Genomic DNA, 26,352 nt, shown 5'->3' with positions numbered 1-26,352 from the left:
AGCGATATCTATCGTTGCGTAGCCAAAATTAGCGGGGGTCAGATGGCAAAACAGTGTCTGAGCTCCCTATCGTTCTGGCATATAGGCGGTAGCATAGCGCGCCCATTAGTACATATAACACTGACCCCCCCGCTATCACCCCGGTCCAGCCGAAATACTGCCAGCAACCAATCAGATAGAAGCCACCTAAGCTACCGCCAGCGTAATAGTGCACCAAATATAGAGCCGTTGCTGTTGCTTTGGCTGTCTTCGCTCTTTGACTGATCCAGCCATAGGCTAAGGAATGAGTGAAAAAAGAGCCAGAACTGATCAGTAACAACCCGATGACCATGGCATAAACAGACTCATACCATGCGACCCACATGCCCATTGCGCTGAGGCACGTACCCAATACCATACCGGGTACAGCTGAAAAGCGCTGGGTCCAGCGCCCGCTGAGTTTTGCCGATACCGTACCGCTGAGATAACACAAAAAGATCATCGACGCCCAGCTTACCGGTACTGAGTAAGGTTCAGCGACTAAGCGGAAACCCATGACAGAATACAAATTAACGAACAATGCGAAATTAACACCGCCAATCAACATCGCTTGCCACAGCTCTGGCGTACGGAGATGCACGAAAACGCTATAGGTTTGTTGGCGCAATTGCCCTTTGGCTGGCTTGAAGTTGCGTTGCTCGGGTAAGAGAAAATAGATAGCGATGGCAACAACGAGGCTAAATATAGCCATGCAAATGACGGCACCTTGCCAACCAAAACGCTCTGACAAAAAGCCACCGGAGATCCTACCAACAATGCCGCCCAGCGAATTGGCACTGATATAGCCCCCCACTGCCAGCATCAAGGCCCGTGAGGTAAACTCTTCAGCCATATAGGCCACGGCCACAGCAGCAAACCCGGCTAAAGCGGCCCCCATTAGTGCTCGACTCAAGCTGAGCATCAATAGGCTCTCTGCTGTCAGCATCAAAAAACCAATCACAGGTAATAAAGTCAGGCTAATTAACATCACTGGCCGCCGACCAATACGCTCAGACCATACTGCCCAGGGAACAAGGGTTACGGCCAGCGCCAATGTTGCCGCAGCCACCAGCCAATTCACTTTTGTTGCTGAAACGTCGAAGTTCTCTGCCATTAAGGGCAGCATGGGTTGGAATAAATACAAATTGCAGAAAATCAAAAAAGAACCTAAACACAAGGCGAAACTGGCTCTTCGATACTCGGTCGTTTGAATGTCTATCATGTCGGTTGTCAGTAAATAAATCTGATCCAACCGTAGCAATCCAATGGGAATAATGAAAATATATTAAAAATATAGAAGCTATAAAGGAAATATATAGAAATGGATATTCGCCAACTTAGTTACTTTGTTACGTTGGCCGAGACGGCCAATTTTACCCGGGCAGCAGCCAAGCTTCATATCGCCCAGCCGGCGCTGAGTATCGCCATTAAAAAGTTTGAAGAACAACTAGGTATTGTCCTATTCGACCGCAATGAACGCCGCGTCTCCCTCACACCAGAAGGCGAAGTACTGCTACGTCATGCCCGCTTGATCCTACAAAGTGTTCACGACGCCACTGTCGCGATGGAAGAGTTGAAGGGGCTAACTAAGGGTGAAGTTAAACTGGGTGTACCCAGTTCGCTGGGATCATATTACTTACCCGATATCTTAATGGGCTTTAAAAGCCAGTACCCTGATCTCAAACTGACCATTGTCGAAGCCGGTACCGAAACCATTCGCCAGATGCTGCTGGAAAAAGAACTCGACTTGGGCATTATCCACTGCGATCACATACCCGACAGGCTCGCTACAGAGCACCTTCTCACCACCCAAATGGTGGCCGCCGTTCACCCAGAAAACCCATTGGCCGTATTAGAAAGCATCGACTTCAAGACCTTCTTCGAGCAAGATTTGGTCATGTTCAAGCCGGGGTACTTCCACCGCGAATATATCGACCGCATTTGTCAGGAAAATAACTTCGAGCCTAACATCGCTTTTGAAACCAATTTGTTACCAATGATCCTGAAAATTGTCCGTAACGATTTTGCGGTTACGGCTCTGCTGGATATGGTGACAGAAAACGAATCAGGTTTAGTCCCTATCCCATTCGAACAGCCAGTGATATTGAATATTGCCATTGCATGGCGAAAAGATGGTTATTTATCCGTCGCCGATAAAGCATTCATGGAGTATGTAAAAAATAATCGCTAAATGTAATCAAATTTACATTTTGTAACACGGTAAATCAGTTATTAACGAGTCTAAGCAATGTATTTACTGCGTTTAACAAACAATGCTCAAAGTGCAGTCAAAATATAATCATTAACGACAATCAAACAATTGATGTTGCGTGTTTTTTCATGCCTGTAGCGCGATATTAACACATTACTCAAAATTCTGTTTCAGATCATAAACTGGTCCGATTATTGTCGTCCCTCCACCACTTTTTAGGTAAATTTAGTGAAAATAATGTGTAAGTAAATTTTATCAATTGACACATTGTTTCTTAATTTTGTGGTTTAAGAGGATTTTTTCCATGTTGGAGCTATTGATTGGCTTGACAGTCACCGTTGCTGTTGGCTATTTCATTATTAAAGGATACAAACCTGCGGGCGTTCTATTAACAGCAGGTCTATTGTTGCTGCTCATTACCGGCGTTCTAGGATATAACGTACTACCTGAGAAGATTCAGGCTACCGGTAACTTCGTCACCGACTCATTAGAGTATGTAAAATACATGCTTCAGTACCGTGGTGGCGGCCTAGGTATGCAGATCATGCTGCTTTGTGGTTTTGCGTCCTACATGACGCACATTGGTGCCAACAACGTGGTGGTCAAACAATTCTCTAAACCACTTTCAGTCATCAAATCACCTTATATTCTACTGGTAGCCGCATACATCGTTGCATGTTTGATGTCACTGGCAGTAAGTTCAGCAACGGGTCTGGGTGTACTACTGATGGCTACCCTATTCCCAATGATGACCGCCATGGGCATCTCTCGTCCTGCAGCAGTTGCTATCTGTGCATCGCCAGCAGCAATCATTCTTTCGCCAACATCTGGTGATGTGATTGTTGCAGCAGAGAAATCAGGCCTACCATTACACGTATTCGCGGTTGAAACTGTACTTCCTGTTTCTATCTGCGCCATTATCGTGATGGCAGCGGCGGCGTTCTTCTGGAACAAGTACCTGGATAAGAAAGAAAATATCGTCATGGAAAAAGTCGATATTTCTGAAATCGAAGTAAAAGCACCTGCTTACTACGCTATCTTGCCATTCCTACCTATCATCGGCGTATTTGCTTTCAACGGTGAAACCATTCCTGGCCTATCGCTAGATATCTACACTATCGTAGTCATGTCTATCTTTATCGGTGCTATGGTTGATTTCGTGACTAAACGCTTCAAAGGTAAAGAAACACTGGAAGATCTAGAAGCGTGCTACCAAGGTATGGCTGACGCATTCAAAGGTGTTGTAATGCTATTGGTTGCGGCGGGGGTGTTCGCCCAAGGTCTGATGTCTATTGGCGCCATCGACAACCTTATCGGCCTTGCTGAAGCGGCAGGTGCAGGTGGTTTCGCACTAATGTTGCTACTGACGGGCTTGACCGTTGCTGCAGCTATCGCAACGGGTTCTGGTAACGCACCATTCTACGCGTTTGTTGAACTAGCCCCTGCGCTTGCGGGCAAAATGGGCCTAAGCCCAGCGTTCCTTATCATCCCAATGCTACAAGCCTCTAACCTAGGCCGTACGATCTCTCCTGTATCAGGCGTAATCGTTGCTACCTCTGGCATGGGTAATGTAAGCCCATTCGAAGTGGTTAAGCGTACTTCAGTGCCTGTTCTATGTGGTCTGGCGACAGTTATCATCGGTACCGTTGCACTGGTTCCGATGTACAGCTAACAGTGCATAGCTGATTCAGCACACTGATTAATAGATATAATCCCGGTACGGCAACCGCCTTATCGGGATTTTTTACAATCAAAATATTGCTTTGATTTTTAAGTTCCCTTCTCTGCAGCAACCCATAAAACGCTTCAAAAGCAAACCATTATCAGACCTTTATGCCAAATTGGCATATTCGCGCGAAATATTACAGCATTTCCCCGCTCGCTGTAATATACCTTCTCCAAAATCCGTCTACAGTAGATGTAAGAACAGTGATAAATCTGTCAAAAAACAAAATGATAGTTTCGGCCTTGTAGAGTTGTAGTTTGGCTTTGTCGTCAGGCCTTTTGCGTATGAAGAGGAACTTACGATGAGAAAGAACCAGCATGTGAACAATCATGAGGTTGAACTCAGGCCGGAAGCACAGCTTGTTACTACCACAGACACCCAGGGGGTGATCACCTATGCCAATGAGGAATTCGTTGCGATCAGTGGCTATAGCGCTGAAGAGTTAATCGGCCAGCATCACAATATTATCCGCCATCCCGACATGCCGCCTCAGGCCTTTGCCGATTTGTGGCAACACCTTAAAAAGGGTCAACCATGGCGTGGGATCGTAAAAAACCGCTGTAAAGATGGCAGCCACTATTGGGTTGATGCCTACGTCACCCCTTTATACGAAAACAACCAGCTTATTGGCTTCCAATCCGTGAGGCGCAAGCCCACCACTGCGATGAAAAACACAGCCTCTACGACCTACCAGCAACTCAATCAAAAGAAAAACCCATACAGTTTCAAGCTTTCTGTCATGCAAAAATTGTGTGTCGCCATCTTGCTGATCATAGGTTCAATTGCCAGCTCATTTTTCTTTCTCGACCAATATAAATTCGTTGGTGAATTGCTGCCCCTGTGTATGCTCGGGCTACTTTACCGTGAGGAGTTATTTGCTACCCCACGCTTTTTTGAACGACTCGAAAAAGACTACGACAGCCTCACCCGCTTGATTTATAGCGGTGACAAGCCTTCTTCAATTGCCGATTTTCACTTAGTGCTTCATGACGCCAGAATGAAAACCGTACTTGGCCGTACTGCTGACGTTTCAAGAACGCTCAATACCGTTGCCGATGATCTGCTGGCAGCTTCTCAAGAAACACAGGCATCTATTTCAGAGCAGGATCGAGATACCCAGCTTGTCGCCTCTGCAATTACCGAGCTGTCAGCGGTTGCTAATGAAATTGCGATCAATACGCAAATGACTAACGATAAAGTTAATGAAACACAAAAACAGTGTAGCGATACAAAGCAAGTACTCACAACCACCCTCGATAATATCAATACACTGGCAATTGAGACTCAAAATACAGCCAGCACTGCCAAATCACTCAGCAAGGTCTCGGATCAAATCCACAGCATGATGGTTGAAATACAAGGAATAGCCGAGCAAACCAACTTATTGGCCCTCAATGCTGCGATTGAAGCCGCTCGTGCTGGCGAACAAGGACGGGGGTTTGCCGTGGTAGCCGATGAAGTCAGGGCACTGTCACAGCGAACCCACGGCGCCACTGAACAGATCCAGTCAAGTATTGAAGATATCAACACCACACTCGAGCAATGGCAGCTAACAACCTCTGAGAGCATTACCCGCACCCAGCAATGCGTTGAAAATACCAACACAACGGCCGAAAAAGTACGTGACGTTGTAAGAATGGTCGACGAGATTGCAGAAATTTCCAGCCAGATAGCCACCGCGGCAGAAGAACAAGGAAGTGTTACCGAGGATGTCAGCAACAATGTCCATCAAATATCGTACCTTTCAACCAAAAACCTCGAGCATGCCGAAATGATGGAAACGGCATCGAAACAAATGCGGCAGAAAGTAACCTTGCTAGAGCGGATGAGTAAGTCATTTGAGTAACTAGCTCGAAAGAGCACCATCAAAAACGATAGGGTGCAGTGATGATAACAGGGTTGCCATAACCCTGTTTTATCAACAACAGGAATGCATAGTATACTAGTAATTATTTGCTTGAAATATGGCCGTTATTGACAGAAAACTAACGGTAGTCCAGCGCTTTTCCTCTATATTGGTTGGGCCTGATGACCTTTTGACTCACTACAACTACTCAAACAATATGCAAAATAACCAGCAACCTAGCTCGCCCTATATCTCGTTGCAGACGCTGGAAGTCTCTGTCAATGAGTTAACGATAAAGCACACTCAAACCGGTGCGCTCAATAAGCTCCGTATCAAGGAAATGGATCTACTGAAAATCCTTTGCCAGAATTACCCTGAAGTCACGTTGCGAAAAGAATTGGCTGACACTATTTGGGCCGGGACTTACGCCTCTGATTTCACTATTAACCAGACAGTCAACGGTCTCAGATCCAAGTTATTTGATTTAGGCAAAGCCTATATAGTAACAGTGCCAAAGCGTGGTTATAAATTAACGGTTAAGCCTGAATACCACGATACCGAACCGACCATGACCAACGCTCAACATACAGCGGGTATTAGCCAAGACTCATCGAATGGTGCCGTTGCTACCGAACAACCTACTACAATCACCCAAGAAGCCACTCAGCATGAAGATTCGATCCTAACAGCGACCAAGCGTAGCGCTAGAAAAAACGAAAACTCGCTCGCCCACCTGAAATCTGTTCGTTTTTATCTCTCAGCTCTGTGTGTCAGCTTAGTGATCGTAGCCCTGCTGCATTGGCTGCTGCCAACCGATACCGCCTATACCATGGGTGACACAACCGTCTTGTTCATTCCTGATGATAATGAAATTGAGATGCTTGAAGGCTTAGTCGAGCAAAATACCTACCAGTACATCGACAAAGTAAAAGAAACACTTTATGGCTGTGACGAGAATCTAGTATGTTCAAAAATAAAACCGTAATTATTCATTTCTTCATTACCATACTGATTTTTTCTGCCGCCTTAATAACAGCCAAGGAAAGGATCCTACCGACATTCAGCCAGCATGAAGGCATGTGGTACACCACGGCGGAAAATGGCTTACGGTTTTACGTTGAGCTAAACGGAAACAAGATGAATGTCTATGGGCAAGACAAGCAAGATCAGAAGTTTGAAGTGAAATACCTCAGCCACTACCAGAAAGATGTGGATGACCGTATTGTGATTCGGCAAATCGATGCCAATGCCGATGATCCAAGCTTAAAAGACAACCTTGATAAAAACACCAATGTTGTTAGCTCGGTACGGTTGATCCCCGGCGAAAACCGGCTACTCACCAGCTTTTACAATGGCTATGAACTCAAGCTATATCGACTCAAGCCGGTTCAATAATACCCAGTAACCCCCTCTAGGTAGATAATAGCGCTGCTGAGTTGCACCTTGTGCCACTCAGCAGCATCTACAGCAAATTAGTCGTCGCGGCGCTCTTCCCTTCTCTCTTCACGGCGCTCCTCTCTACGCTCTTCTTGTCGTTCTTCCTGTCGCTCTTCACGCCTTTCTTCCCGACGTTCTTCTCTGCGTTCCTCTACACGCTCTTCATGCCAGTCTTCTAAATCTGCCATTGCGATGGGGGAAAAGCTCAATGAAGCAACAAGGCTGCCCATAACTAACAAGGTCTTTTTCATGGAATGGTTCTCCAACGTTACTCGGTATGTTCACGGTATGGTTTGTTGGAAAACAGTGTGCAGTATTAGGCGTGTGGCGGGCGAATTCAAAATTTATTTTTTATATCAATCACATAATTCGTATTAAGCGAGATATAAAATTGATGATAAATAAAAAATAAGGAGGCTCAAGCCTCCTTATTGTGTAATGCAGAAAACGTTTCTCTTAGATAATACCCATCGCCAGTTCCATTGCTCTGCAAATCAACCCCTTCCACTAAATGGATGACCATGGTTGAGTGCAGCACGATCATTGTGACAGCATTCAAGGTCATTTGTTTCCATTTCAAAAAAGTTGATTCCTGGATACGTCCAGTCTTGACCAAGTAAATCAAGACTACCCATTTGAGTAACGAAAAAATCGTGTACATAATATCCCAAATCGTTACGCCCTAGCCCATTCAGGTTATCAATGAAAGCATGTCTCTGCAACCATGCTGAGTTGTGAACTTGTTTTAAAAAACTACTTTTCAATAACTTATCTTTAATCCACCCAAACAACATCGTGACATAGATCACACCAAGAATTAAAAATTCTGATTTCATTAAATGGAATGCTGTACGCATTAGTGAGGGCATCATATTATGAATGTTTTATGGGATAGCATACCATTTGTTACTCTGCAGGCGTTCATTTAAGGAAATTAGCAATGAGCAATAACAAGGGTTTTACCTTGATCGAGTTAGTCATAGTGATTGTCGTACTTGGCATTTTAGCCGTGACTGCAGCACCTAAGTTTATGGATATTCAATCTGATGCGAGAAAGTCCGTACTTCAAGGTGCAAAAGGTGCTGTTGAGGGCGCATCAAACATCACATTTGCCAAAGCTGCAATCGCTGGCAACGAAAAGGGCGAAGCTGAAGTCCCCCTAGACAACGGTTCTATTATCGAAGTATTTAACGGGTTCCCGGTAGCAACACCCGACAACCTCAGCAAAGTCTGGGACACCGATTTGAACGCGTTCGATGTATCCGATAACTTAGACTGGATTACTGGTACCGCCTCTCCTAGCATTACTCCTCCAGGAGAAACAGCGCCAAGTAAAGTAAGTACCGTCATTTATGGAGCCGCCACATCGAAAGATGAATTACTAAGCAGCAACTGTTTCCTAGCTATTGCTAATAACGGTGATTTACTAACGCAAGTAATTGATACCGGCTGTTAGCAAACGCTAAAAGGCCTTTATAAAAAGCCGCCCTCTTAAAAGAGAGCGGCTGTCATCATTGGAACAGCTGAAACCTATTGGCAGGCAATAATCTCTAAGCTATAGGTCTCGTCTTTTTGAGTCGGATGAACGTAGCGTAGATAACAATTTTCATTCTTTAGGATTGGTGTATCACCGTTATAAACAAGGTTTGTTTTATCGGTGATAATCAATGCATCGTCATTACTAATCCTCGTTATCCCCCAGTCTTTGTCCTTCTCATAGTGTTTATTAATACCATCTACCAAGGTTGTAATCGTATAAAAGTCAGACTCAGGATAACCATACCTAAAAATACACAGACTGCTTCCATCGTGTTCACAGCCAGCAATAGGAATACCTACTGCTTTATTGTTTTCTGTATCTTTATTCGTTGAGTAAGGCCGACTTTCCAGACCAGCCATAGCCATTTTACCGAAGCCAATCTCTAAACCTGACTCAACGGCACCTTTTAGCCCTTCTAGCGCAGAATTACGGGCATCAACCTGCAAGTTCAAAAAACGAGGTGCAGCAGTAACCGCTAAGATGCCAAGTACGACGATCACGACAACTAACTCTATCAGTGTAAAGCCATTCTTTTTCATTATAAAAACCACTGAGTATTTACTCTAAACCACGTCAATTTAATGGCGAACCGTCAAAGAGTCAATGCCAATTGCGCATACCGAGGTAAAATGTGAAGCGCATTAGGTATTTATCGTAGTAATGGTTCCTCAACAGTGTTTCATCAAACCTAGAAGTCACTGATAAAACCGACATAAAGCAATAAAACCATTCGGAAAAGTAAACAGCACGCAGCATTGCAACCTCTCACTGTTTGGATTAGCTTGAGGTTGCACAATCTGCAGCGAATACATAATCAAATTAGTAATTCGACAGCTTTGATTAAAATAGGGAAATCTAAACTTTATTCACATTGCCCTAAAGGTTTCCACCAATGAGCAGCACTATCAGGTGCAACATTGAACAAGTTATTAGCCAAAGACTCATATTTAGTGCCTAAGTAATGAACTTTGTCACCTTTCATGTAAATTCCATTACCCGTTTTGACGTCATAATTCTGATAAGCAGCAAGGCCATCACAATATATAGGATCGACACCTGAAGATACCGCAATAGTATGCTCTACCGTATCTGTATTGCCTTCTTTATCAGTGACGAGCAATGAAAACAGGTTTTGCCCAATATGTTGTTGATGAAAAGTCACCACCAACTTATCTTGATCGGAACCTACCGAGTTACCATTCCAAGTCCATTGATAGCTCACTGGGCCAATCGCACTATGAGAGCCCTGAGCATCCAGCACCACAGTTTCATTCACCTTTGCAGTATTTGGGGCATCAATAACAGCTGATGGTTTGTCAGCAAGAGCGGGATCATTCGCTATTTCAATGGTCTTAGATAGAGTCTGATTCGTATCATCCTGGCCAATTTCCCAAACAACGACTCCGCCATATCCAGCATTATTGGCATACTCGATTTTTGCCGCAATGTTGTTTGGACTATCGTAAAAAACAATGCTGTTATTTGTATCTGAATAGGCGTGTGTACCTAGCCAGTCATCCTCAACAATTTTATAGCCTTTTGTAATTAAGCTTTGTACTTGATTGAAAGTAAGAACTTGGAAGTCAGAAAAACTCGAATCCACACTTGTCGTTCCTAAATAATGGTTAGCGTAAAATGGCACACCTATATTGATCTGTTCAGCCAAGACTCCTCTATCCTCCCAGTATTGAAAGCCTAGGCGCTCACTTCTTTCAAGGCTAGAGTGGTGTCCGGTGGTAGATGCCCATCCGCCATTATAGCTATATGACATAACCACTACGTAATCCGAATCAACCAGTGCCTCCATCGGTGTATTATCACCATAATACGCACTGGGTGAGATTGCATTTGAAATTAATAACCCATGCTCTTTTGCCTCACTTTTTAACTCTTGCATAAGTTTGGTATAAGCGTTTTTATCTACCGCAGTTGAAGGGCGATATCCCCACTCCCAATCGATATCAATACCATCAGCTTGCCACTCTAATGCCAGGTTTATCGCATTGGTAACAAATGCAGCTCTTGCGACGGAATTAGATGCCATCTCAGGAAAATACTTCGATCTGGCTTCGGCTGTCCCCCCAAAAGTAATCATCATTTTTGCTTCAGGTGCCGCTTGATTTTTAAAGTCGACAAAGTGCTGTGCCATCGATACTTCGTTGTTACCTGGAGGCCATCCCAAACTACCATCAGCAAGCGGTGTCACCGAAAAAAAGTGGATATGGGTATACATCGTGATATCCATTTTCTTGACGGCATCAAATCGATAATCGGGAATATAACCGATAACATTACCTATAGTATTTGCGCTAACTTGCCCAGCTAATAACAACGCTATTGATAAAAATGAAAAAAGTGTCTTCCGCTTCATTCCTTGATTCCTATTTTCTACATTTAGATATATTGGTGAGTATTATAAGTATCCTAGAGTTAAAAAATTAACTCGAAAATAAATTTATACCCATAACAAAAAAACTCAATATTACAGAGGTAATATATGAATGAAGATCCACTTATACACCATCAATAATTAATCTTTAATATCAATTAAGGCTTAATTAATGTTAATTAACAAAAATTCTTTGACAGCCAATCATTTTTTTATGTTCACTCTCCAATTAGAGAGATCATTTACCTATCAGTTTTAATAACAACCACTAAGAAAATTAAAAGTGCGATAGGTGCTTATTCTTTTAATATCTATACCCAAGTTACCTCAAGGTGTATATTTAGAGAGAATTTATAAACTTGTAGACAAGGCATTGGTTTTAAGATCTAGAGCTTCTAAATAAAAAAGCAATAACGTAGTATAGAATCTTATAAATCTCGCCATTTGGAGTGTGTCAGCCCATCCACTCCATCATTGAAGGTTTTCAAAAGGGAACGGCATTCCTGCAAAGCTTCACCTTGCATTAAAAGAGCTGACAACCCTCTGAATCCTGCATCTTGAAATAATTTAGGTATATATTGATGGTCGTTCATTAGCCAAGTAATCCATCTCAATCAACAGTATTAACTTTAAGAAATTAATTTGCTAAAACATGATCAGTTTCAGCGGTCAATTCATAAATACCAACAATTAAAGAGTTAATCAATGATGTAATTTACAACAAGCTGTGTGGTAAAGAATTATACCGAACATATAGCGAGTAAATTCCTAATTCTACACACTGTAAAATTGATAAACTTAGTGAGAAACTTTGACTGAGAATCTTATTCCGAACTAAACATCTATTAAACAACAGACTAATAATGCATCTTTTTTTAATTTCACCGCACATCTAGAGTAACCACTTATAATTAAATTATAAAATCCAAATCGGCTTTCTAAGAAAGCCGATTATAATGACAAATAAAAAACGAAATTATCATTGTTACCCTACACTACTACCCCTTGCCTTGTAAGTTCTGATCTAACTGGCAAGTACTTTGTCTTTCTCAATGAAGCTCCCTCATCAATAGACATAGCCGCACATACACCAGCACCTTGCCCAATGTTCAAACAAATTGCCATTGCCCGGAAATTTGAGTGAGCAACGTGAGTACCACCAATAGAACGCCCGGCAAGTAGCAAGTTTTCAATTTCGAGTGGAATTAAGGCTCTCATAGGTAAAGTATACTTTTGTGTCTGGGTAAACTCATTCTGTTTACCGTTTTCATCAAGGCCTGCTCCCTCAATATTGTGAATATCGAAATTGAAATAGCACCGCGTAGCAATCCAGTCATCGAAGATCCTAGCCTCGGCGATATCTTCTTCTGTCACTGTGTATTCGCACTCAAAGTGCCTTGTCTCCCTCACTCCAATCATTGATGCAGTACGATATAAATAGCACTTTTCATATCCAGGGGCATACTCTTGAAGGAAAGGAACGATTCTTTCAATTTGCAATCTTAATTCTGCTTCTGAATTTGATATTTGATCAATATCAGTCCCATCTACCCCCGTCAAATTGGTCATGTTTACCGTAACAACCCCTTTGGTCGTAGATGGGTAAAGTAATACATGCCCCATAGGATTATCAAAGTAGTCATGAGCCAGATCCTGGATATAGCCTTTAGGCACTTTTACATTATCTTCAAATTCACCAGGGAAAATTGCCCGATCGTAATCAACTCCTGCAACTTGCATCATTAATGTGACAGGTTGCATGGCACTATCACTTTCTCGACCAATATAAAAAGGTGCACCAGCTTTAGCAGCAACATCACCGTCACCAGTGGCATCGATGATGCGTTTGGCCAAAATAGCTTGTCGACCTGACTTACTTTCGATGATGACACCTTCAATGTGCTTTTCCGCCATGATGACATCGCTAACTAAGGTGTAGAACATGACATCAACACCAGCTTCCTTAAGCATCTTTATCATAGTCAGACTTAGTTTCTCATGGTCAATAATAAACTTAGCCTTCAATACCTTGTCGCCGAAATAGTTGTAATCGTTTTCCGCAGTTTGAGCTCGCTCCAGTAGCTCATTCAGCACTGGTCCTTCAGTATTGCCAGTCCAGTGACTCATTAAACCGGCTGTAGCCATACCGCCTAACACGTTGTTTCTTTCAATCAGGACTACTTTTTTCCCTGCTTTTGCAGCCCCCATCGCGGCACCAAAACCAGCCGGCCCACCGCCACAGATCAATATATCGCACTCTTTATTTACTGAAATTTTCACTTCAGGCTGGGTAACAAATCTCATATAAGGTCCTATCTGCATCATCGCTCAACATTAATGTATCTATTATAGTTACATTTTAGGTGAATTATGATCAATCAGTAGAACTGTGAATATTCTGAAAATGTGACCAATATTTGTAATCGTGCTAACAAAAAAAATCACAAAAAAGCCATATCAATAGGGAGCTGAGGACTAGATCACGTCACAAGACAATAATTAAGCCAAAGTCATGCGAAGGTCACATTTTTGTTAATAACCACACTAAGAGGGTTGAAAACAGATGAATCGAATGGGAGTGTATCTATTATAGATTCACAAAGAGACGAAAATGCAGCATGGAAAGCAAACAAGTCGAAGTGATCACATTACGTCATGCTTCAGGTGTACATGCGTCAATTTGTACCTACGGTGCTCGACTGCATGCATTGGGATATTCGAAAAATAGCAATGTTATTGTTGCCCCAAATGAAACAGAAAAATACTACCAATTAGCTGGTTATGTAGGTGCGACAATCGGCCCTCTGGCAAACCTCATTCGAGATGGAAAGATTGAAACCTCTTATGAGACACAAACGTTGGATAAAAACTACGGACGACACCACCTTCACGGCGGCAGGCTTGGGTTGGACAAACAGCATTGGGCGGTCGCCTTGCAGTCAGAAGAATGTGTTTGCCTAACGTGGGAAGAACAAAGCCTTGGCCGATTCTTCGTAGAGTTTCAAATTTTGGAAAACGGTCTTGCTATCCGTTATCACTTAGAGGCTTTTAGGGATCTCGTAGTGAACATGACAAATCATGCATACTTTAATCTAACTAAAGATAGAACAATTTACCGACATGGTCTGCACTTAAGCGCAAAGCAAGTGGTATCCACAGATACCCTCAATATTCCTTTAGATAAAGTTGAACATATTGAAGGCACTGAGATCGACTTTAGCCAACCTAAGCGATTGGATTTTTTACAGTTGCCAACTTCTATCCGTAAGTTGTCAGATTGCCGAGGCTTGAACCATTGCTTTTTGTTCGAGCAAGGGGCACAGGAGGTTACCCTTATCTCCCCTGAAAATAGTTCACCTAACCTGACAGTAAAATCGACCAAGCCGGCAGTTCAACTTTATTCAGCGAACAATGAGTTAACAATCAATCAATCAAGAAATGAAACTCATGGCGCATTATGTATCGAGCCGATGTATTCAACGGCTGATCAATTCCAAGGAGATCACATGCGCTCCCTAATTAAACGGGGAGAAAAGTATTCTGAGCAAGATCATTACTTATTTACTTATTAAAAAGAAAACAAATGAATGAGAGGTATATAGCGTGAAACTGAAATTAGAAGGAAAAAATGTCGTTGTAACTGGAGGGGCACAAGGGATAGGCCAAGCCATTGCGGAAAGCTTTCTTGCAGAAGGAGCGACTGTGATTATCACCGACATACAGCCAAGACCCGAAGGCTTGCCTAGCGAAGTACACTACTTTCAAGTCGATCTAACAAAAGAAGAGAATATTTTGTCACTCGCTGAAAACTGCCTAACTGCAGTTGGAAATGTCGATGTGCTAGTGAACAACGCAGGTATAACCGAGCCAGCAGCCTTGGAAGAGCTAACATCTGAGAGTTGGCAGAAGGTAATGAAAGTAAATACTGATGCTGTTTATATGGTATCTAGGGCTTTTTATCCTCAATTAAAAGAGTCGCAAGGTAATGTGGTCACCCTTGCGTCTTTTGCCGGAAAGAGAGGAACGCTATTTGGTAATAATGCCTCTTACTCCACGTCGAAGGCAGCAGTCATTGGCTTTACTCGCGCTATGTCTGTTGAAGCCGCAAAATTTGGTGTTCGCTTTAATGCAGTAGCTCCAGGGGCAGTTTCCACAGATTTAATAAAAGCATTAACTCCTGAACAGCAGCGTAAGGTGACCGACTTAGTCCCTCTTGAAAGGTACGCTGAAGTTAACGAGGTTGCTGATCTAGTGACCTTTATGGCTAGTGAGCGCTGCACCTATATGACCGGAGAGGTAGTCAATCTTAACGGTGGTTTGTACCTCGATTAATACATGAATGGAAGCTCTTTAATTATGAAAAAAACATTACTTACTACTGCATTGCTATCAGTTATGTTATCTGGTGCTGCCAATGCCCAAACACTCGTTGTTGCCGGCTCTGAAGCTGTCGGATCTTTACTTGATAGAATGTCCGTGAAGTTTGCCGATAATGTAAAGGAATATTCAAACAATGAAATCAAGGTGAACCTAATTCGCGGTAATGCGATGGGAACCGCTCCACAAGTTATTCAGCAGCATATGATGGGCACCGTTGATATTAACTTTACAAGACCTGAGTATTTTAGCGAATACGTTCCTGAGTTTGGCATTCTAAGTTGGGGCTTGGCTTTTGAAGATAATCCTCACATGGAAAAGTTTTTTGCCAGTGATGCGTTTGCGCAATGGAATGCTTCTCTTATTGAAAGCGCAAACGTTAGAATTTTGGCGGCTGGGCCTGACCAAGCTAGGGTGCTTTTTTCCACCAAACCAATTGAAAACGTTGAACAAATTGAGAAACTAAAAATCAGGGTACCACAAATAACCAGTTATTTGCGTTTCTGGCAAAGTACTCAAGCTCAGCCGACTCAAGTTGACTGGTCAGAGGTATTCCTGTCATTAAATAGCGGCCTGGTTGAAGCTGCCGAGGCCGATTATAGCGGAGCCTACTCTCAAAAATTCCATATCGCTGCTCCACATATCACAGAAACCGATCACATTTTCTCAGCGGTTGATATTTCAATTAATGAAATGAAGTACCAATCATTAAGCGAACCTCAGCGAGAAATAGTACAAAGAGCTGCACAAGATGCGGTGAACTGGTTAACGGCAGAAGCCGTGATAGATAGCGAAAAGATGAAGCAAGCAATGATTTCTGAAGGCGCAAAAGTCTACAGCATCGACCGTACCCCACTAATTAAGTTGGCTGCAGAAGAAGCGGCCACAATGGAAAAAGATGGCTATTGGCCAAAAGGCACATGGGACACGGTGAAATCGGTACTTTGATGGACTATAGCGGCTTGTGTACCAAAGCTGGCCGCTAATTGGTGAAACTATGAATTCGACCATTTTAGATAAGTTATTACAGCGCGTTGGCATGATAGAGTGCTCTATCGCAGTATCGTTGCTGGCTTTTACTGTGTTAGGGATATTAACTCAAGTTGTTTTAAGAACTGTTTTCAATAGCCCAATAGCATGGATTGAAGAAGCACTGACGTATGCATTTATCTGGCTTGTTTTTATATCCGCATCATATGCGTGGAAGAAAAAGTCACATATACGTATCGATGCTATCTTTATTTTATTTAGCAAGCATGAAAAGGTAATCCTAATATTAGAAATTTTTGTCAGCTTACTAATGATAAGCCTGCTGACCATTATGGCTACTCACCTTCTGGATATCATACCTCTTGAATCGAGAATGAAAACCATTGCTTTGCCTGTAAGGTTACCCAAATCTTATTTCTATTCCATTCCTTTATTTATATCAACAATCTCTATGCTGATTACCAGCATGATATATCTATTTAAGGACTGCCAAAAACTCTTTCAAAGAGAAGACAAGGAGGTTCTATCATGTCAATAATTCTCCTATTCGGTATTCTTCTTGTTTTAGGGGTTTTTGGGATGCCCATCGCATTCGCCTTGCCCCTATCTGCCATTATTTTTATATCCCTTGAGCCATCACTACCGCTGTCGATTGTTGTACAACGGATGAGTGTAGGCATCGACAGCTATGTGCTGCTCGCTATCCCTTTGTTTATTTTTGCCGGTAATTTGCTCAACGTAGGCGGACTTGCAGAGCGCATATTTAAGTTTGCCTTAGCACTCGTTGGCCATATAAAAGGAAGCCTTGCGCATGTAAATGTCATCGCAAGTGTGATTTTTTCCGGTATGTCTGGAGTTGCTCAAGCTGATGCAGCTGGGCTTGGTACCGTCGAAGTCAAGGCGATGACTAAATCAGGCTTTTCTCCCGAGTTCAGCGCAGCCATCACCGCAGCCTCGTCAATCATTGGCCCTATCATTCCGCCAAGCGGGATCATGATCATTTACTCCGTGTTGTCCGGCACCTCGATACCTGAACTTTTTGTTGCTGGTATCATTCCAGGGCTATCGATGGCGTTAGTGTTGATGATGACGGTCTATTACCTAGCCAAGACAGGCAGGGTTCCGTGCCCTGAATTTGAACGTCAGCCAGTTGCTGATATCTGGCAGGCTTTCAAAGAAGGTTTCTTACCTTTAATGGCTCCAGTATTACTAATTGCAGGGATCTTAACCGGCGTTGCGACTCCAACAGAACTAGGCGCATTAACCGTTACCTATTCCATCATCTTGGGATTAGTCTACAAAGAACTGGATACCACCAAGCTGTTGCAAGCTGCAAAAGACACGTGCGTAACATGTGGTGCGCTGGTCTTCATTATTGCAGCAGCTGTGCCTTTTAGTGCAATTCTAGCTCTATTGGGCGTACCTCATATGCTGGCAACATACTTAACAGGTATTAGTGATAACCCGCTTGTCATCTTGTTAATCATCAATATTGCTTTATTGATACTGGGATGCCTGTTGGATACAACCGCTATAATGCTGATCACGGTACCGATTTTAATGCCTGTTGTTATGGCGCTCGGCGTCGATCCGGTTCACTTTGGTTTGATTGTCATCATTAACCTTTTGATTGGTACAATTACACCACCATTTGGCGTATTACTATTTGTCATGATGGGTGTGGCTAAAGTCAGTTACAATAAGATGTTTTCGGGAATTAAGCTGTTTTATTTACCTTTATTCCTTTTCCTTATCGTATTAACATACTTTCCAGCCTTTTCCCTTTGGCTCCCAGGTTTGATATTTTAATGTTACGGCAGCCTTTTGGCTGCCGTTAGTAAAGAGGTTTTGAATAACAGTGTCTTCCCAACCGAATAAAAGCATTATCGATGGAATTACCTGTCTTCAGGCTTTAGCATCCAGTGACCGTCCAATAGGTTGCCGAGAGTTAAGTCGACTATTGAACCTTCAGCCAATGAAAGTTAACCGAATCTTACAAACGCTGATGTCCATGGGGATAGCGATTCAAGATGATAAAAAGGCTTACTTGCCTGGGCCAGGTATCCATGTGTTGGCAGCACAAGCGATGCATGGTTCATCTTTGCTAAGCCAAACACTTCCTGCTGTTGAGGCAAAACTACCTTGTAAATATATCATTTCGGTAGGCGTGCTATGGCAGGATAAAGTCAGCTACCTTGTACATGCAGAGCCAAATAAATCATTCTCTGAAAGCATCACACATAATCATTTATATGATGCAACCAAATCGACTATAGGTATCCAACTTCTTTCAAGTAAAAGTGATGTGGAGATTATAGATATTATTGGTCGGGATAGGTTCGCATTAATAAAGGATAAAATTGCCTTTGCTCGCAATCATGGTTATAGCAAGCAACACCATGAAGACCCTAAGGAAGTGACAATTGCTATTACACTGGATAACAATAGCAGTGCTGCAATTGCTTTTTCTCGTTTTCAGGATGAGGGAGATGCAATTATAGATAAGCTTGCGGAACTGAAAGCTCTGGCCATTAAGATATCAGGTAAAGTTTAAGTATTTAGTCAATAACACGCTCACTTATATCATTTGTCTCTATAGGTGAGCATTTCTAATCCCAACGCTCCCTCAGGCTGGACACCTCCCCATCATAGCTCCTGACATTGCCTTTAAGCATCTTAGTTAAAGTCAGCCTGCAACCACGACATCATCTACAGCCATAAAATTACTTGGCCATCACACAGAAATTACTGTAATACGGCGTGATCATGTTAAACTCCCCTCCCTTTGTAGCCCTATACTAGGATCTAACGTTGTTTTAGAAGCCTAGCAGCATAGGGCGAAATACATTTATATCTAAAACTGGGGCATATGAGTGCAAGAAATGCCCATTGAATATCACGAGTCCCTTGGACTGTTAACGAAACAAGGCACATTGCAAAGAGTAATGTTCCCTATGTGTCCCCTTTTAGACATAGTTTAATGTAAAGTCATGATTACAAACAAAATTAACGAGTATCCAAAGTACTGGGCAGAATGCTACGGTACCGCACCTTTCCTACCTACTAGCCGTGCTGAAATGGACGCGCTGGGCTGGGACAGCTGTGACATTATTATCGTTACCGGTGATGCCTATGTTGACCACCCAAGCTTTGGTATGGCCGTCATCGGGCGTTTGCTTGAAGCACAAGGCTTCCGTGTCGGTATCATCGCTCAGCCGGAATGGAACAACAAAGATGCCTTCATGGCGCTAGGTCAACCGAATCTGTTTTTCGGCATCACCGCCGGTAACATGGATTCCATGATCAACCGCTACACGGCTGATCGCAAGCTACGCCACGACGATGCCTATACGCCAAATAACGAAGGGGGCAAACGCCCTGACCGTGCCGTTCTGGTTTATTCTCAGCGCTGTCGTGAAGCCTACAAAGAAACTCCTATTGTACTGGGTGGTATTGAAGCGAGCCTGCGCCGCCTTGCCCACTATGATTACTGGTCGGATAAAGTGCGCCGTTCGGTACTGCAGGATGCTAAGGGCGATATCCTGCTATTTGGTAACGCCGAGCGTGCCTTAGTAGAAGTTGCCCACCGACTAGCGAATGGCCAAAACATTGCCGAGCTGACAAATATCGCCGGTACGGCCGTTATGATGCGCGAATGCCCAGAGCATTATAGAGAAATTGACTCTAGCCGCATTGAGAAACCGGGTAAGGCAATGCCAATGCTCAACCCGTATGCGACAGAAGAAGCCTGTGCGACCAACAAAGATGAAAAAGCACAAGAGCCTGCTGTACAGGCTATTCAAGTTCAGCCTTCTCGTCATGATCCAGAAACAACCGTTATCCGTTTACCTTCTTTTGAGAAACTGCGTAACGACCGCATTCTGTATGCTCATGCCAGTCGTGTCATGCACCTGGAGACCAACCCTTATTCAGCTCGCGCCTTGGTACAAAAACACGGTGATCGAGAGCTGTGGATAAACCGCCCACCGATCCCTCTGAGCACAGAAGAGATGGACTTTGTTTTCGGTTTGCCATATGCCCGCGTCCCGCACCCAGCCTATGGCAAAGCCAAAATTCCTGCTTATGACATGATCAAGACCAGTGTCAATATCATGCGTGGCTGTTTTGGTGGCTGCTCTTTCTGCTCTATCACCGAGCACGAAGGTCGCATCATTCAAAACCGCTCACAAGAGTCGATCCTTAATGAGCTAGAAGAGATCCGTGACAAGGTGCCGGGCTTCACCGGGACAATTTCTGACTTGGGCGGCCCAACAGCCAACATGTACCGATTGGGTTGCTCTGATCCTCGTGCCGAGAAGAACTGCCGTCGCCCGTCATGTATCTTCCCCGAGATTTGTAAGAAGCTAGATACCGATCATAAACACACCATCGATCTGTACCGTAAAGCGCGAAATGTTGATGGTATCAAGAAGATCATGATCGCTTCCGGCGTACGTTACGATCTCGCTGTTGAGTCTCCGGAATACGTCAAAGAACTGGTGACCCACCACGTGGGGGGTTACCTAAAAATTGCACCCGAGCACACCGAGAAAGGCACATTGGATCTGATGATGAAGCCGGGCATGGGTACTTATGACCGCTTTAAAGATATGTTCGAAAAGTACAGCAAAGAAGCCGGTAAGAAACAGTTCCTGATCCCTTATTTCATCTCGGCTCATCCAGGTTCGACGGATGATGACATGCTGAACTTGGCATTGTGGTTGAAGAAGAACGATTTCCAGTGTGATCAGGTACAAAACTTCTATCCATCACCGATGTGTAACGCTACAGCGATGTATCACTCTGAAACTAACCCGCTTAAGCGTGTTAAATATAAGAAGCGTGAAGATCTGTTTGTTGCCAAAGGTGAACGCCAACGCCGTTTGCACAAAGCACTGCTGCGCTACCATGACCCATTGAACTGGGCTCTGATCCGCGAGGCACTCATTAATATGGGCAAGAAACACTTGATCGGTGACAGAGCCAGCTGTTTGGTGCCTGAAGAAGGCAGCGAAGCAGAAATGACACCGGCGCAGCGTCGCGGTTCAGGTCGCCACGGAGCCAAACGCTTTGCTACTAAGCACCCCAACCAGCCAGATATCCGTAAGGACGGCAAGCAAGGTGGTCAACGTAGTAACGGTCAGCGTAAGAATGGCAGTCAAACAGGCGGTAACGCTAACAGCGGCAGAAATAGTGGCTCTGCTCCCTCGTCGCGAAACGGTAAAAACACCAAAGGGTCGACAAACGGAAACAGCCCTCGCAATGGCAAACCTAGCCAGTCACGTGCCGGTGGTAAGCCAAACCGCCCTCGCACACGATAATAGCAACACGCGATACCCCCTCATATAAACCCCAAAAGCCCGCAATCGCGGGCTTTTTATTGGGAAAAATTCGGTCTAACGCATCAACTCTGATGCCATCAGCCCAACAACGGCCAGTGCCACCAGCACACCTAAGCCAATCAAAATTTTCTGTTGCGATTTTTCATCAAGAAACTTAGTCACTAGCGCGCCCAGCAACAAAAGTACGATGATTACAGCAAGCTTGAGCATCTCAACACCACAGTATAATTGGCTAATTAATAAACCATATCAGACGAATGGTACATGTTCTGTCTAGCCAATCATGTTTTCGCTATTCAGCTCAGGCGGTTTGTAACATACTGTTTAAACAATAAATGGCAACCTGATTTTTACCGTTTTCCTTCGCTTGATACAGGGCCTTATCGGCTCGGGCTATCGACTGCTCCATGCCGTCTATCACGTCAGCCAAACCGATACTGACTTGAACTGAGCAACGCTTCCCACTGAACTCGATCTGCATTTCTGAGACTTTCTCGCGGATGTTTTCTAATCTTTCCTTGGCTTCCACCATGTCTCGTGCTGGCAGCAGTATCGCGTACTCTTCTCCACCATAACGAGCAACAACCGCGTGCCGATCACTTTCCCTTCTTAAGCAATCTGCGACCTCGTTAATTACTTTGTCACCGAATAGATGGCCGCGAGTGTCATTGATCACTTTGAAGTCATCAATATCAATCATGGCAACATAATATGAAGCACTCGCCTTTACTTGCTTTTCAATCTGAGCCTGCAAGTAGTTTTTGCTTCTCAGCCCAGTCATTGCATCAGTTTGTTGTATACGCAGCACCAACATGACATGGCCAAGGGCACTCTGGGCGTAGGTACGCAGCATATTAATAAAAAAGGACAAACCTAAACTGGGAGACGCAATATACAGCAAACCGATCAACTGCTTATTTTTGGTTAGGGGGATACGGATACATCTTTTACCCGGCGCAATAAACGCAGAAACCATATCGGGTTGTTTCGCCGAAAGTTTGGCAAGCCTACCGAGTTGAGTGGTCAAATTGCCAATGAGCTCTTTCTCAGAGATACAATGTTTACATTGTGCCGATTCAAAATCACCGGAATAGACATTTCGCATATATAGATGAATTGACTGGCAACCTATCACTCCTTCCACCATCTGTTTCAAAGCGATGTTTAGTTCATGGATACTTTCAACTTCACTCAACTGTCTGCCATAAATATGAACTCGATGAATAATATAAAGAGAAAGACCAATAATAAGAATAAACACCAATAGGGATAAGGTCACAGCACTGATACTGAACGTATGCATAATGATTTCTGACTTGGCTGCACCTGAGAGTACCACCCAATCATAGAGTGAGTACGCGTCGTAAACACTGAATTTCATCTCATCATTATATTCGTAAGACGCAATGATACCTGTGGATTCGCCGTTTTCAATTTGTACCAGCAAATCGCTCGAAACACTGACAGACGGCGTTCCTATTCGACTGGGATCAGGGTGCATGACAATATTGCCCGTCTCTTTTTCAACTGCGTAAATATAGCCGTTATCCAATGTTTTAAGCAGTGATAGGTTCTCATAAAGGCTGGTCACATTGATTTCGAGAATGATCCGTACTTCCTGTTGCTGCAATGGTTCAAGCACGGACACTAATGCGACAGTCCATTTCCCCGTACTACCACTCAGGTAGATAGGTGTGATGTAGGTCTGGCCTGGGAAAGCATGTTCATACCATGGTCTATTGGCGATATTTTCAAAGGCTGCGGCTTTGTAAAAGCCACCAGTACCATAGTAATTTCCATAAGCAAATAAACCGACTTCCAAATACTTGCTCTTTTCACTCACGATAGTCTGAGCGGCTTCCATAACCCCCGAAATACTATTCTTCTCCTCCCACAATTGTTCAAGAAGATAGAGATGACTTTCGGCAGAAACAAAATGGTGCTCCAAATATTCTCTTGCGATACGTACATTTGACGTTGCCTGACTGATCGCCGTTTTTTGGTTGCTTTTATATTCACTGTAGCCAACATACATTAATAAGCTAAGAATGAATAACACCAAGGGAAATATAATGGATATCAATAATCGAGGCTGTACTTTCATGTACTTCAATAACCTTTGAAGTTTGTTTTTTGTCACTCAGTCAATTTATTGACCAAGTTTTAATGCAACATTATCCATATGTGGAGGGAAAGCGCTTTTAGTTATGAAAACAAAAGCGTAGTTTAGTGATGTGTTGCACAAAATACAGCGAAAGTTGGGGGGAATAGCCGCTTTACGCGGCATATTTTTTAAATATAAAACATTTGATAATCTTTCATCTCAGGAATGATCAGCTGCAGTTGCTCCTCTTCTTCTGCTAGCCCTTCAATAGATTCACATACATCTCCAGCCTGCGCAGCCACTTCGCCAGAGCGCTGACGAATTTTATCTTGTAGGCTCTGCTTGAGTTCCTTCAGCTGAGTTTGGAAGTCAGAAAAGCTCAGTTCACCACTTTTCATATCGGCAGACAGAGACGCTATCACCCCAGAAATTGATTCCATACTGATGTGTTTAAGTGCCTCTTCGAATTCCTGTTTCCAGTCTGAATCCATCGACTGAAACACATCGGCCGGCATGACAAATTCACCGTCAGGGTAAAACTTTTGCTTGGCTTTCTCGCTATATTCATCAACTAGCTGCTCAGCACCAGAAAACGCATCACTCCCACCAAAATGGGTGGATAGCTCATCAATAATGTCTTGAGCGATGCTGGCCCCATCATCGGCTAAATCCGCCATTTGAGGCAGGTAAGATTTCACATGCTCACTGTATGACTGCAAAGCTTGTGTTTGTGGTTCAGAGAGTGCAACTTGCTTGCCTTCGATAAAGAGCTGGTTATCACCGTCAATCAACAATTTGGCTTGCCCACCCTGATAGACAGAAACTTGTTCACCTGCAATATGGATATCGTTGGGAACATTCACCGGGCAGCTTTGGGCAAAGCTACCTGTTGAACAAGCAAGAAGAGACAACGCAATAATTGATTTTTTCATAGCTGACTTCGTTTTATCTATACCTGCCACTACTTTATACTCAACCAGCACCGAAATGCTAGGGGATCAATTCATTGGTATAGGTTTGATTAATCACAGCCGAAGAATACATATTACAGTGACTTAGGTATATACTACCCTTTGGCCCAACCAATGAAGAGTTAACGTGGAAAAAGTCGCTATTTTTGTCGATGTGCAAAACATCTATTACACCGTCAAAGACACCTATGGTTGTAACTTTGATTACAATGCCTTTTGGGCCGAAGCAACCCAAGGCAGAGAGGTTGTGGCGGCTTATGCGTATGCGATTCACCGAGGGGACGAAAAGCAACGTCAGTTCCAGAATATCTTGCGAGGGATTGGTTTTGACGTCAAGCTCAAGCCGTTTATCCAACGCAGCGATGGCTCTGCTAAGGGCGATTGGGATGTTGGCATCACGCTTGATGTGATGGAGCACGCTCCCGATGTTGATCGTGTTATCCTACTATCCGGTGATGGGGATTTTGATCTCTTGGTCGATAAAGTCCAAAGCAAATACGGTACCGATGTGGAAATATACGGCGTACCGGGATTGACTGCTGCTTCTCTAATGAATGCTGCTCATTTCTTCCGCGAAATAGAAGAAACACTACTGCTAAAGCGTTAACTATATCGTTCCAGAAAAACAATGGTAGGAGCTTATATCGTGCTCCTACCTGAAAATACCCAAGTGCTATACCCAATCCTTACTGAGTTAATGCAGGTCAGTGAGTGCTTTGTACTCACCCATACCTCGTAACTCTTTTATCGCACCCAACATCATCTTCAAAGGCACAATCACAAAATACACAGATGCCACCACAACCATTACAGGATCGGCATACACAGAGTAGTCTTCTAGACCGATATGCTTCATCAGCAAAGCTAAAATAAAGCCCACCATCACAGCACCACTGATCACTGTATCCATCATCCACTGCTTAGATTCAGCCACGACAAGGTTTGAGCCTGACTCTTGACCGTATTTTTTCATCACCAGATAGGTTGCCAAACAACCCGCCACGTTAATCGCACCAAAAACCAGTGCCAAACCAGCATCAATATCACGGCCACCATCCAGTATTGCCAAAATTGCTGAACTGAACGAAATACAGCACATCAAGGTGATCACCAATCCTTTAAAGGCGATAACCAAAGGCTCTATCTTTTGCGTTTTCTCTGAATCTTTGCGAGATGGCGAACGAATATATGCTGCTGCCATTAGAGACAGTACAGTTAATGCCAAACTAACCAGTGAATAAGCCCCGTCGAAAATAATAACGAGTGAACCCATCCAAAGCCCGAAGCCGATCCCTAATAGGGCGAACAACAGCGCAGAAAACGTTGAAAATTGTAAAAGCTTACGCTCCAGTGCCACATTGCATTGCATCATTACCTCAGTGCAAGGCCTTACCGCCCCG

At 43.6% G+C, this 26,352-nt stretch carries 25 protein-coding genes; 14 read left to right on the top strand and 11 right to left on the bottom strand.

The features are described from left to right. Nucleotides 1-28: 28 nt before the first annotated feature. A complete protein-coding gene (locus tag L4D79_RS12895) occupies nucleotides 29-1,240 on the bottom strand; it encodes an MFS transporter (RefSeq protein ID WP_428652593.1) in 1,212 nt (403 codons plus the stop codon). Nucleotides 1,241-1,339: 99 nt separating this feature from the next. Between L4D79_RS12895 and L4D79_RS12890 the strand changes: the two genes are divergently transcribed. From L4D79_RS12890 to L4D79_RS12870, 5 genes are all read left to right on the top strand, one after another. Next, entirely contained in the window at nucleotides 1,340-2,209 is an 870-nt protein-coding gene (locus L4D79_RS12890; RefSeq protein WP_428651971.1) for a LysR family transcriptional regulator, read from the top strand. Nucleotides 2,210-2,534: 325 nt separating this feature from the next. Further along, entirely contained in the window at nucleotides 2,535-3,902 is a 1,368-nt protein-coding gene (gene dcuC / locus L4D79_RS12885; protein ID WP_428651970.1) for an anaerobic C4-dicarboxylate transporter DcuC, read from the top strand. A 355-nt stretch (nucleotides 3,903-4,257) separates the two neighbouring features. Next, the gene (locus L4D79_RS12880; protein WP_428651969.1) at nucleotides 4,258-5,802 is read left to right on the top strand and encodes a methyl-accepting chemotaxis protein; all 1,545 of its coding nucleotides are present in this window, start codon (nucleotides 4,258-4,260) and stop codon (nucleotides 5,800-5,802) included. 118 nt (nucleotides 5,803-5,920) lie between these two features. Beyond that, on the top strand, nucleotides 5,921-6,787 hold the full coding sequence (locus L4D79_RS12875; protein WP_428651968.1) for a winged helix-turn-helix domain-containing protein: 867 nt from the start codon (nucleotides 5,921-5,923) through the stop codon (nucleotides 6,785-6,787). Beyond that, nucleotides 6,766-7,197 carry a hypothetical protein gene (locus L4D79_RS12870; RefSeq protein ID WP_428651967.1) on the top strand — a complete coding sequence of 144 codons (432 nt, stop codon included), beginning with the start codon at nucleotides 6,766-6,768 and terminating at the stop codon, nucleotides 7,195-7,197. The genes L4D79_RS12875 and L4D79_RS12870 overlap by 22 nt, the downstream gene beginning before the upstream one ends. A gap of 77 nt (nucleotides 7,198-7,274) precedes the next feature. Here L4D79_RS12870 and L4D79_RS12865 read toward each other — a convergent pair whose 3' ends face one another. Together L4D79_RS12865 and L4D79_RS12860 are read right to left on the bottom strand one after the other, a co-directional pair. Continuing rightward, nucleotides 7,275-7,505, bottom strand: coding sequence for a hypothetical protein (locus L4D79_RS12865; RefSeq protein WP_428651966.1), 231 nt, complete (start codon nucleotides 7,503-7,505; stop codon nucleotides 7,275-7,277). A gap of 228 nt (nucleotides 7,506-7,733) precedes the next feature. Then, nucleotides 7,734-8,075: a hypothetical protein gene (locus tag L4D79_RS12860; protein WP_428651965.1), complete on the bottom strand. Its 342-nt coding sequence runs from the start codon at nucleotides 8,073-8,075 to the stop codon at nucleotides 7,734-7,736. 104 nt (nucleotides 8,076-8,179) lie between these two features. Here L4D79_RS12860 and L4D79_RS12855 point away from each other — a divergent pair, with 104 nt between their 5' ends. Further along, entirely contained in the window at nucleotides 8,180-8,695 is a 516-nt protein-coding gene (locus tag L4D79_RS12855) for a prepilin-type N-terminal cleavage/methylation domain-containing protein (RefSeq protein WP_428651964.1), read from the top strand. A gap of 74 nt (nucleotides 8,696-8,769) precedes the next feature. Here L4D79_RS12855 and L4D79_RS12850 read toward each other — a convergent pair whose 3' ends face one another. From L4D79_RS12850 to L4D79_RS12835, 4 genes are all read right to left on the bottom strand, one after another. Further along, nucleotides 8,770-9,318, bottom strand: coding sequence for a prepilin-type N-terminal cleavage/methylation domain-containing protein (locus tag L4D79_RS12850; RefSeq protein ID WP_428651963.1), 549 nt, complete (start codon nucleotides 9,316-9,318; stop codon nucleotides 8,770-8,772). A 323-nt stretch (nucleotides 9,319-9,641) separates the two neighbouring features. Further along, entirely contained in the window at nucleotides 9,642-11,150 is a 1,509-nt protein-coding gene (locus L4D79_RS12845) for a glycoside hydrolase family 18 protein (RefSeq protein WP_428651962.1), read from the bottom strand. Between the two features lie 446 nt (nucleotides 11,151-11,596). Beyond that, complete coding sequence (locus L4D79_RS12840; protein WP_428651961.1) at nucleotides 11,597-11,761, bottom strand: hypothetical protein; 165 nt, start codon at nucleotides 11,759-11,761, stop codon at nucleotides 11,597-11,599. A 397-nt stretch (nucleotides 11,762-12,158) separates the two neighbouring features. After that, the gene (locus tag L4D79_RS12835) at nucleotides 12,159-13,472 is read right to left on the bottom strand and encodes an FAD-dependent oxidoreductase (protein WP_428651960.1); all 1,314 of its coding nucleotides are present in this window, start codon (nucleotides 13,470-13,472) and stop codon (nucleotides 12,159-12,161) included. 314 nt (nucleotides 13,473-13,786) lie between these two features. Between L4D79_RS12835 and L4D79_RS12830 the strand changes: the two genes are divergently transcribed. From L4D79_RS12830 to L4D79_RS12800, 7 genes are all read left to right on the top strand, one after another. After that, complete coding sequence (locus L4D79_RS12830) at nucleotides 13,787-14,740, top strand: aldose epimerase family protein (protein ID WP_428651959.1); 954 nt, start codon at nucleotides 13,787-13,789, stop codon at nucleotides 14,738-14,740. A 31-nt stretch (nucleotides 14,741-14,771) separates the two neighbouring features. Further along, nucleotides 14,772-15,500, top strand: a complete 729-nt coding sequence (locus tag L4D79_RS12825; RefSeq protein ID WP_428651958.1) for an SDR family NAD(P)-dependent oxidoreductase — start codon at nucleotides 14,772-14,774, stop codon at nucleotides 15,498-15,500. A gap of 24 nt (nucleotides 15,501-15,524) precedes the next feature. After that, the gene (locus L4D79_RS12820; protein WP_428651957.1) at nucleotides 15,525-16,493 is read left to right on the top strand and encodes a TRAP transporter substrate-binding protein; all 969 of its coding nucleotides are present in this window, start codon (nucleotides 15,525-15,527) and stop codon (nucleotides 16,491-16,493) included. Between the two features lie 49 nt (nucleotides 16,494-16,542). Further along, nucleotides 16,543-17,073, top strand: a complete 531-nt coding sequence (locus L4D79_RS12815) for a TRAP transporter small permease (protein WP_428651956.1) — start codon at nucleotides 16,543-16,545, stop codon at nucleotides 17,071-17,073. Further along, nucleotides 17,064-18,344: a TRAP transporter large permease gene (locus L4D79_RS12810; RefSeq protein ID WP_428651955.1), complete on the top strand. Its 1,281-nt coding sequence runs from the start codon at nucleotides 17,064-17,066 to the stop codon at nucleotides 18,342-18,344. The genes L4D79_RS12815 and L4D79_RS12810 overlap by 10 nt, the downstream gene beginning before the upstream one ends. A gap of 49 nt (nucleotides 18,345-18,393) precedes the next feature. Then, nucleotides 18,394-19,089, top strand: a complete 696-nt coding sequence (locus tag L4D79_RS12805; RefSeq protein WP_428651954.1) for a helix-turn-helix domain-containing protein — start codon at nucleotides 18,394-18,396, stop codon at nucleotides 19,087-19,089. A 436-nt stretch (nucleotides 19,090-19,525) separates the two neighbouring features. Continuing rightward, nucleotides 19,526-21,856 carry a YgiQ family radical SAM protein gene (locus L4D79_RS12800; RefSeq protein ID WP_428651953.1) on the top strand — a complete coding sequence of 777 codons (2,331 nt, stop codon included), beginning with the start codon at nucleotides 19,526-19,528 and terminating at the stop codon, nucleotides 21,854-21,856. Nucleotides 21,857-21,931: 75 nt separating this feature from the next. On the opposite strand, the gene L4D79_RS12795 is transcribed toward L4D79_RS12800, so the two are convergent. The 3 genes from L4D79_RS12795 to L4D79_RS12785 form a co-directional block, all read right to left on the bottom strand. After that, nucleotides 21,932-22,087, bottom strand: a complete 156-nt coding sequence (locus L4D79_RS12795; protein WP_428651952.1) for a hypothetical protein — start codon at nucleotides 22,085-22,087, stop codon at nucleotides 21,932-21,934. A gap of 91 nt (nucleotides 22,088-22,178) precedes the next feature. After that, on the bottom strand, nucleotides 22,179-23,981 hold the full coding sequence (locus tag L4D79_RS12790) for a sensor domain-containing diguanylate cyclase (protein ID WP_428651951.1): 1,803 nt from the start codon (nucleotides 23,979-23,981) through the stop codon (nucleotides 22,179-22,181). A 188-nt stretch (nucleotides 23,982-24,169) separates the two neighbouring features. Next, entirely contained in the window at nucleotides 24,170-24,913 is a 744-nt protein-coding gene (locus L4D79_RS12785) for a DUF2884 family protein (RefSeq protein WP_428651950.1), read from the bottom strand. A gap of 166 nt (nucleotides 24,914-25,079) precedes the next feature. Here L4D79_RS12785 and L4D79_RS12780 point away from each other — a divergent pair, with 166 nt between their 5' ends. Then, nucleotides 25,080-25,559: a LabA-like NYN domain-containing protein gene (locus L4D79_RS12780; protein WP_428651949.1), complete on the top strand. Its 480-nt coding sequence runs from the start codon at nucleotides 25,080-25,082 to the stop codon at nucleotides 25,557-25,559. An 87-nt stretch (nucleotides 25,560-25,646) separates the two neighbouring features. On the opposite strand, the gene L4D79_RS12775 is transcribed toward L4D79_RS12780, so the two are convergent. Beyond that, nucleotides 25,647-26,321, bottom strand: coding sequence for a cation efflux transmembrane domain-containing protein (locus tag L4D79_RS12775; RefSeq protein ID WP_428652592.1), 675 nt, complete (start codon nucleotides 26,319-26,321; stop codon nucleotides 25,647-25,649). Nucleotides 26,322-26,352 lie beyond the last annotated feature (31 nt).

Source organism: Photobacterium satsumensis, from assembly GCF_050336935.1.
GTDB classification, from domain to species: domain Bacteria; phylum Pseudomonadota; class Gammaproteobacteria; order Enterobacterales; family Vibrionaceae; genus Photobacterium; species Photobacterium satsumensis.
Note: the sequence above shows the minus strand (reverse complement) of the source record. Positions and strands in the feature narration are given on the sequence as shown.